Here is a 9,056-nt window from a genome sequence, read left to right on the forward strand (position 1 = left end):
CTTTCCTCCTCCTTGCATCGTTCTACCACAATTCAAAACTCTCCCTCCCTTTCGGGAAGACTCCAACACGATTTCAAATTAGAGGGACAAACCTCTACATTACCTATTAATTATTTTTGTTCCTTTTCCTTTTCCTTTTTCTTTTCTTCTCGGTATTCCTCGATTATTCTGAATAGTTTCTTCATATCGAAAGGTTTGTAAAGAAATGCGAGAGCACCCTCTCTCAGTGCCCTTCCCACAAATTCATCCATTGAATAAGCACTCATCATTATTACCCCTGTTCCTGGATTCATCTCCTTAATCCATTCCAGGGTCTTAATACCATCCATTCTGGGCATTTTTACATCAAGAAGTATGATATCAAAATTTGCCTTGGGAACCATATTTAGTGCTTCATACCCATCCCCTGCGGTGACTACTCGATATCCTTTGTTAATCAGAATATCTTTCAAAGTTTCCCTGTCTTCCAACAGGTCATCCACAACCATAATTAGGGTTTTTCCTAAAGCTCCCTCAATGGTGTGAAAGAGCTTCCTCATGTCAAAAGGTTTGTAGATAACTGCATAAGCTCCTTCCTCAATTGCCTGCCTCAACAATTCCTCTACTGAATACCCGGTCATCATTATCACTACCGCAGAGGGACAAGTCTTCTTTATTTCCCTGAATGTCTCTAAGCCGTTTATGCCTGGCATTTTAACATCCATAAGAATAATATCGAAAAACTTCTTCTTTGCAAATTCTATAGCCTTATACCCATCCTCAGCCAGCGTAACAACATAACCTCTATCTTCAAAGATATCATCCAGAGTTCTCAAAGTTTCCACCTCATCATCCACAATTAACAGGTTAACCTTTTCAGCCATTTTTCCTTCCTCCCTATTTATTTTTTCATCACCCCGATATTTATCAGGGAAAGGGCGACCATCCCGATAAATCGGGACACCGTTTACTTGGGTTTTGGAGTGTGAAACGAAAGTTTCACTCTCACCCAGGTCAAGCTTTCGCTTGACACTCCAATTCTACCGCTACATTCCGTAAGTCTCAGTTCTATTCCCCCCCTGATTTTTCGCTTTATACATTGATTCATCAGCATGTTTTATTAGGATATCCAAATTGTTTTTGAGGTCGTATTGAGCAACACCTATACTTAAGGTTGTCTCATCGAACTTACTTTTCTCAAAAGCCTTTCTAATCCTCTCAGCTACTATTGTTGCATCTTTTTTGGATGTTTCTGGCAGAATCACAGTAAATTCATCCCCCCCATAGCGAAATCCCCAATCAACTTCCCGGATTTCCTCGGAAACTATTCTTCCCACTCTTTCCAGCACCCTATTTCCAGTCAGATGACCACGGGTATCGTTATAGGCTTTGAAATGGTCCACATCAAACATCAATAAAGAAAGGGGAAGCTTGTAGCGTTTAGCCCTGGCTGTCATCTCTGAAAGTTTTTCGTAAAAATGTCTGCGATTATATATTCCTGTTAAATCATCAGTAATCGAGAGTTCCTCTAATCTCCTGTTTGCCCTTCTCAACTCGTCTTCCGCTTCCATCTTATCCCAGGTAAGTCTTTGCTCTCGCAGGGCACTCTTTATTGTCCACTTAAGTTGTCCAGGGTCACGTCCTCCACCCTTGACGACGAAACCATAAATCTCTTCTCTCATCTCAATAGCTTTCAATGCTGTTTCCAAAGAAGCATGTCCCGTAACCAATATAATATAAGTGTTTTTGTCTATCGCCTTGATTTTCTTAGCTAATTCCAAACCAGTGATATCGGCCAGTCTGAAGTCGACCAGAACCACATTGAAGAACTTCTTTTTAACTTCCTCAATTGAAGCTGTTCCTGTTTCCACCTTGGAAACCTTATAACCATCATCCTCGAGGATATCAGCGACTGTCTCTCTATAATTTGCATCGTCATCCACTATTAATATCTCAACCTGTTCTTCTCTTCCGAATTTTTTACCCAAGTCACGAACTTTCTGGATAGCTTCTAACATTTTTTCCACATCAATTGGCTTAAACAGACAGGTATAAGCTCCCTTTCTGAGAGAATCTTCTACAAATTCCTCCATAGAATAGGCAGTCATCATTATTATTCCCGCTTCCGGTCTAAATTCTTTAATCCTCTCCATGGTTTTGATGCCATTCATCCCGGGCATCTTTATATCTAAGAGAATTACATCGAAACTACCTTTTTCCGCAAACCCCGCCGCTTCATACCCATCTTTCGCCAGGACGATCCTGTATCCCCTCCCAGCCAATATATCCTTTAAAGTTTCCCGATCTTCTACTCTATCATCTACTATTAGAATTACAGGTTTTTTCAAAGCTTCCTCAACAACTTTTATGACTTTTTTAACATTAAACGGTTTATAAATAACAGTATAGGCGCCTTCTTCTATAGATTTTTTCACCAATTCCTCTTTGCTGTCTGCGGTCATCATTATCACTGCAGCAGTGGGGATAATTCTCTTTACCTCTTTGTAAGTCTCCAAGCCGTTTATGCCTGGCATGCTTACGTCCATAAGAACAACATCAAAATATCTCCTGTTTACTAATTTAATCGCTCTTTGTCCATTTTCTACCATAGCCACATTATATCCCCTGTCCTGAAAGATATCGCCTACTGTTTCCAATATGCTTATGTCATCGTCCACAATCAAGAGATTGACATTTTTAGCCATTCCTTTTCCTCCTACATTTTCATGCGGAATTGTAGGGGACGACCGCCGTGTCGTCCCTTGGTCGGCCACCCGATACATCGGGACATTTTTTCATTTAGCCAGTGGTAAACTAACAATAAAAGTAGTTCCTTGCTCTACTCGGCTTCTCACCTTAATTTTTCCTTTGTGTCTCTCCAGAATTCTCTGGACTGCTGCCAATCCCAGCCCGGTGCCTTTGGTTTTAGTACTAAAGAAAGGAGTAAACAATTTCTTCATATTCTCAGGAGAAATTCCACACCCTGTATCAGTAACCTCCACCTGGGCCATCTCCTCTTCAATGTAACTGCGGATTTTAAGTGTTCCTCCCTCCGGCATGGCCTGCCAGGCATTGTTGATAAGATTTATGAACACCTGACGAATCTCATCCGGGTTTACAAGAGTAGGAGGAAGCTCTAAAGAGAGATCTATCTCCACCTTCACTGTTTCAGGAATGGAGACAGCCGATAGGGAATCCTCGATTATTCTATTGAGATCTAAGGGTTGAGCCATCGGCGGCCTGGTCCGGGAAAAGCCCAATAGGTCACTAATAATTTTGTTAGAAACAACAATCTCTTTCTCGATAATTCCAATGTGTTTTTGAATCTTGGGGTCCAGTTCTTTTCCAAAAGACATTTCAAACTTTGTTCTAATATAGTAGATAGCATTGTTAATCACGCCCAGTGGATTGCGAATTTCGTGACCAACTACCGAAGCCATCTGGCCAATCGCAGCCAGTTTTTCACGAAGAACCAGCTGCTCCTGAAACTCTTTCAATTTCTTAACCATAAAATTGAACGTATTTGCCAGAGTAGAAATTTCGTCACGCGTATTAACCTTTACCTCATGACTAAAATCGCCCTCTCCCAATTTCTCTGCCCCGACTATCAATTCCAGGATCGGACGGCTCAAGCTTTTTGCCAAATAGAAGGCTATGAACACCGACCCCAAAATGCTGAGCGCTATCCACAAGACGGCATTCCTTTTCATACGGGCTATAGAACTATAAGCTTCACTCTTAGCCTGCTGCATAATTACTCCCCAATCCAAACTTTCTGCCCAGGCATACGCTCCCACCATTCCTGTCCCGTTCTCATTAGGAAATCCTTCACCTGAGACATCCACACCAATAGGTCCCCCAATTTCAGTTAAAGCTTGCCTGACAATAAGAAGTTCAGTCGCTTTCTCAAAATTTATCGCCCTTTCTGATTCCGGGTGGAAAATCGTTCTGCCTTCACTATCTATCAGAAAAGCAAATCCCGTCTTTCCAATTCTAACCCCACCAATCTTCCGCCAGAGCTTACTTAAAGTCGCTGTAACAAAAACATATTCATACTCAGCCTCAAGAGGATAAACCACATTTATGCGCGGTAGATCGTCTTCATAATAGATATCCCCCATCTGAGGAACCCCTGTCATTTTGGCTTCGATAAAAGCTGGTTCCTTGCTTCTACTGATTAGTCTGGAGGACTCCTGTAGGAAACTTGGATTATGCGCTTTAATCACTTCATCACCCTTTTTATCCAGCATGGAGATGAGAATGAAATCCTCATAACGGGAAAGAACGGAAAGCAGAACCTTCATTTTCTCCTGCCAGGACATCTTGGGAAATTTTTCAAAAGCCAGAACAAAAGCCAAGTCTAAATTAAGTCCTGAGACATAGTCATCAATATCTTCTGCTATCGCTTGCGCCAGTTTGCTGTGAGTCTCCAGAACCGAAACCTCTAGAGCTTCACGGTTAATATTAATCATCCTAATTCCCTGAATGAGTAAAGGCACTACTACCAGAAGTGTCATAATTAAGGCGAACTTGTGAAACAATCTGACCTTTTTTATCATTTCCATCCTCCGTTAAAAATACGAATATCTAAATTCATTTGGAGTCCTTGCGAAAGCAAGGTCATTTCCCTCCCTTTCGGGAGGACTCCAAAAGACTCTGGATTCCTCGCGAAAGCGAGGGTTGTTTAATCCTCCCTTTCGGGAGGACTCCAGCCTTTGATACTTCGCGTTACTTTAGGGAGATTATATCAATTTCTATCCTTCGGTTATACGCGCGCTGCTCCTCTGTATCATTGGGATAAAGTGGTCTATACTCTCCATAGCCTATTGCCGAAAGCCTTCTGGAGTCTACTCCCTGTTCAATAAAATACCGGATCACGCTAAAAGCTCTGGCTGTGGAAAGTTCCCAGTTAGAACGGAATTCTCCGCTTACAATGGGTTTATTATCTGTATGACCTCCAACCATTATTTCATTCGGCATATCTTTAATTACTCTGGCCACTGCGTTCAACACAGAAATTATTTCCGGCTTAAGCTCAGCCTTCCCCAAATCGAAAATGACAGGACTACGAAATATTACTTTTATTCCTTCCTTATCTATTTTTACATTAGCAAACTTCTTTAAGCGTTTCTCATCAATAAGCCCATACATCTCCTCTGTCACTTCTCTCTCCCTTGCCTTCTTAATTACTCTCTCCATATATTCCTTATTCACCTCACCACCCACATCTTTCTGAAGCGACTGGACTATTCTTTCAAACCTTACTTCACTTACCACAAATGAAAAAGCGTATAGAACGAGGAAGAAAATCATCAAAATGGTCATCAGATTGCCGTAAGGGATAACCCACATCGTAGCCTGTGGCGTAACTTCCTCTTCAGTTTCCAGTAAATGTCTGTGTTTATCTGCCATAATCCTTCTCCGTGTTAACCGCCCCTAACGGGCGCCCCACCAGCACACTGGAATCCTTGCGAAAGCAAGGTCATTCCTCCCTTTCGGGAGGACTCCACCTGTTCATTATGGAATACGGACAATGTTAATTTCTATCCTGCGGTTCTTAGCCCGATTATCCTCAGTATCATTGGGATACAGTGGTCTGTGTTCACCATAGCCCACTGCCGATAGCCTCTCAGGTTTTATATTCTCTTCTTCGATAAAGTATCTAATCACGCCGAAGGCACGAGCAGCTGAAAGCTCCCAGTTAGAGCGGAACTTACCCCCAGTTATCGACCTGTCATCAGTATGCCCCTCTACCAGAACAGCATTGGGTATATCTTTAAGAAGCCTTGCTATCTGCTGAAGAACCGGAATAGCAGAAGGCTTCAATTCACTTTCGCCCAGAGCGAAGAGAACGGGATTAGCCAACATTATCTTCACCCTCTGCTCACTCACCTTTACAGTGGCGAAACCGCGAAGCCTCCTCTCCTCCACATAATCTATCATCTTTTTGATAGCGTCTTCTTCTTTTTTTGCAAATACGTCTTCCCTCTTGCTAAATTCTATACGAATGGCTTTATGGATTGTCTTTTGAACATCAGCAGCCATCCTGCTGGTCCCAAATAACATCAGAAAGAAGAGCATCAGGTTGGTCATCAAATCCGAATAGATAGTTAGCCAGATGGGGCTTCTCCCTCTTCTTCTTATTTCTTTTTCTTCTGTTCTTAGAACCATTTTAACCCCTGCTCAATTAACTCTGGAGTGTGAAACGAAAGTTTCACCCGGTCAAGCTTTCGCTTGACACTCCAAGAATCTGGAGTCCTTGCGAATCGCGTAGGGGCGACCCTTGCGGTCGCCCGAATCTCCTCCGATTTCATCGGAGGACTCCAGTCTATTTTAAACCCTCCTGCGAAACTTATAAGCAAGGAATGCCTGTAATTTTCTCTCCACAATAAGAGGAATCTCTCCCTTCTGAATGGACAGAATCCCCTCAATCATTACTTCTTTAAGCAAGAGCTCCTCTTCGCTGTGGGCATTTAATTTCCCGGCTATGGGAAGGAAAATAAAGTTCGTTCCGAAAATCCCATAGAAAGTCGTTGTTACAGCAATTGCCATAGAAGCACCCATAGTTTTGGGGTCAGCCAAATTCCTCAGCACCTGGACAACCCCGATGAGTGTTCCTAAGAGTCCAAATATCGGAGCGTAAGTTCCCATTGTGCGGAAGATGCCACTAACCTGCTGATGCCTCCTCCTGGTAAAGATTATCTCCTTCTCCAGGTTATCCCGAATCATCTCAGGGTCGAGATTATCAATTATCATCTGAATCCCATCAATGAGAAAGTTATCTCTCAAATTATGGATTTCGTTTGCCAAAACCCCAATCCCTCCCCTTCTACCCACTTCCGCCAATCTAACCAAAGTCTCAATTGCCTCAGACGCAGTATATTTTCTCGAAGGAAACATTACCAATTTCAATGCCTTAGGCGCCTGTTTAAGAATTCTAAAAGGATAGGTAATCAAAGTGGAAGCAAATGTGCCTCCAAAAACCAGAATGGCAGCACTCAAATTGAACAGAAGTGACGTAATTTGACCTCTCGCCATAACATAATAAACGGCTCCACACCCCATAATAAGTCCAAGAATAGTCATTAAATCCATACTTGTGCCTCCCACGAATTAAATCTTTTTACCACGCAAACAATCCATTGGAGTAGCGAAACTTGTTTCGCGATAATAACGCAGAGCAAGCAAACGCACCGCAAGCGGTGCTACTCCAATTATTGGAGTAGCGAAACTTGTTTCGCGCCAATGTAAAGCTTTCACTTGACACTCCTCGTCACTGTGCCAGTTATCTTCCTTCCACTCCCTCTACCGGTGCTCGTGTCGAAGGTATTCCAGCCGTTCTCTTTTTCGCTACTGAACGCTGATACCACAAGAAGCCGGCTATTAACAATGCTATAATTACTGCTCCTGCTATCCAGGCAGTATTTGTTTTAACTTTCTCAACTAGTGTAGGACTTCCGGAAGGAGCCACGGGAGTTGGTGAGCGTTCTTCCTCAGGAGCACCGACTGTCCGCACAGCAACCTCCCCCGTCTCTTTTTCCACTACACCGGGCTCGCCAGCCTTCTTAGCTTCGCCTGGAGCTTCGAATGTAATCTTTTCCTCCCTATGCAATCGACGTACTACTTTAACAATTATCCGCTGGGCCTCTTCTATCTTCTGTTTTCCCACGGGCTTGCCCATCTCCATTTCCTGCCTGAGCATTGCCTGAGCACCCTTAGAAAGTTTACCCATAACTTTAGACTTAAACCCTTCAGTAGTTCCCCTCAGTGCTAATGAAACTGTCCCCAGGTCGACCAACCTTAAAACTATTTGAAAATTTAAGTTATCGAGGTTGGTAATGTCTTCGAATGTCACTATCTGTTTCCTGACCTTCTCTGCTAATTCTGGTTGCTTCTCCTTTAAAGATTGTAAGATATCCTCCCTGGTAGTTTTATCTGCTTCATCGATTATCTGCACTAACTGCTCCGTTCCTCCAACGATGTAACCAATCCTTCCTTTAATATCCGCTTCCATTGCATCTACCACATCAGGGGGCAATCCTCTTACCCTGGCAATCTTCTCAGTAACTCCTGCTTTAAGGTCTCGAGGAAGAAAAGCCATTACCTGAGTAGCTTCCCTGGGCTTTAAATAGGAGACAATCACAGAAATAGTCTCAGCTGTCTCATCTTTTAACAAGTAGAGGAGATGTTTTAAATTGTCCTGATTGATGAAGTCGAAAGGGCGAGAAGGCTTTTCTTCTTCTTTCTCACCAATTTTTTCTTTTGCTCTCTCAGGAACATCCAGTTCAATGGTAGTAGCAGCCGGACCAAAAATTTGAGCGGGTGGAGCAACCGCGCCCCCCCTTGGCCTACCTGTTTGGAAGATTCCGGCAAGTCCTCTAAGGAAAAATCTGATGGGAAAGAGAAGAAATAGAAGGAAAATAATAGCGAATAGTGGCCAATAAATTGGACTACTCTTTATAGTGGACCAGACAGTCCGGGATGGCTCACTGAAATGTTGCCTCTTTATTATCAGGTCATCTCCCCGGGCCATATCTAAACCCATTATCTCAGTAGCCACGGCCCTTACTGTTTCAATCAGTGTCTCCTCTATTTTCTCATCCATAATAATGGTAACTATCACTCTTTTCACAAAAGATTTTGGAAGCACCACTACCTTTTCATATTCTCTTTTCATTTCCCCACCAGGGAGAAGTTGCTCCGGTGAAGGAATCTTCTCTTCACCTAATTTCTCCCTCACCGGAACTCCCGGGAGAACGTATCTCTTTTCCTCCCGGACTACCTCGCCTGACTTCTTCTCCTGAATCCAGGTTTCTCTGGCCACCTCTGTAGATTCAGTTTCCGGCTCCACATTAACGATTACTATGAACCTATCTGTGCCCAGTATCTTTTCTAATAATCCTTTGAGCCTGTTTTCAAAACTTTTCTCTAAAGCTATTTTCTGTTCAATGATAGAAGCGAGTTCAATTGCAAAGGCACCAGTAGTAATCAAAATTGCCAGAATAAGTGGAATCCAGAACCGCTTTTTTAAACTGAATTTTTCCATTTTTTACCCCCTCAACAAAAGGAAACCGCAA

At 42.8% G+C, this 9,056-nt stretch carries 7 protein-coding genes; all 7 read right to left on the reverse strand.

What is annotated here, in order from left to right:
• Positions 1-110: 110 nt before the first annotated feature.
• Entirely contained in the window at positions 111-863 is a 753-nt protein-coding gene (locus VMW39_05465) for a response regulator (protein HUW23460.1), read from the reverse strand.
• 162 nt (positions 864-1,025) lie between these two features.
• Positions 1,026-2,684, reverse strand: coding sequence for a response regulator (locus VMW39_05470; GenBank protein HUW23461.1), 1,659 nt, complete (start codon positions 2,682-2,684; stop codon positions 1,026-1,028).
• 90 nt (positions 2,685-2,774) lie between these two features.
• Positions 2,775-4,538, reverse strand: coding sequence for an ATP-binding protein (locus VMW39_05475; GenBank protein ID HUW23462.1), 1,764 nt, complete (start codon positions 4,536-4,538; stop codon positions 2,775-2,777).
• Between the two features lie 169 nt (positions 4,539-4,707).
• Positions 4,708-5,391, reverse strand: coding sequence for a flagellar motor protein MotB (locus tag VMW39_05480; protein ID HUW23463.1), 684 nt, complete (start codon positions 5,389-5,391; stop codon positions 4,708-4,710).
• A 105-nt stretch (positions 5,392-5,496) separates the two neighbouring features.
• The gene (locus VMW39_05485; protein ID HUW23464.1) at positions 5,497-6,150 is read right to left on the reverse strand and encodes an OmpA family protein; all 654 of its coding nucleotides are present in this window, start codon (positions 6,148-6,150) and stop codon (positions 5,497-5,499) included.
• 162 nt (positions 6,151-6,312) lie between these two features.
• Positions 6,313-7,074: a MotA/TolQ/ExbB proton channel family protein gene (locus VMW39_05490; protein HUW23465.1), complete on the reverse strand. Its 762-nt coding sequence runs from the start codon at positions 7,072-7,074 to the stop codon at positions 6,313-6,315.
• A 190-nt stretch (positions 7,075-7,264) separates the two neighbouring features.
• The gene (locus VMW39_05495) at positions 7,265-9,025 is read right to left on the reverse strand and encodes a FliG C-terminal domain-containing protein (protein ID HUW23466.1); all 1,761 of its coding nucleotides are present in this window, start codon (positions 9,023-9,025) and stop codon (positions 7,265-7,267) included.
• Positions 9,026-9,056 lie beyond the last annotated feature (31 nt).

The organism is bacterium, from assembly GCA_035530055.1.
GTDB lineage: Bacteria > UBA6262 > WVXT01 > WVXT01 > WVXT01 > WVXT01.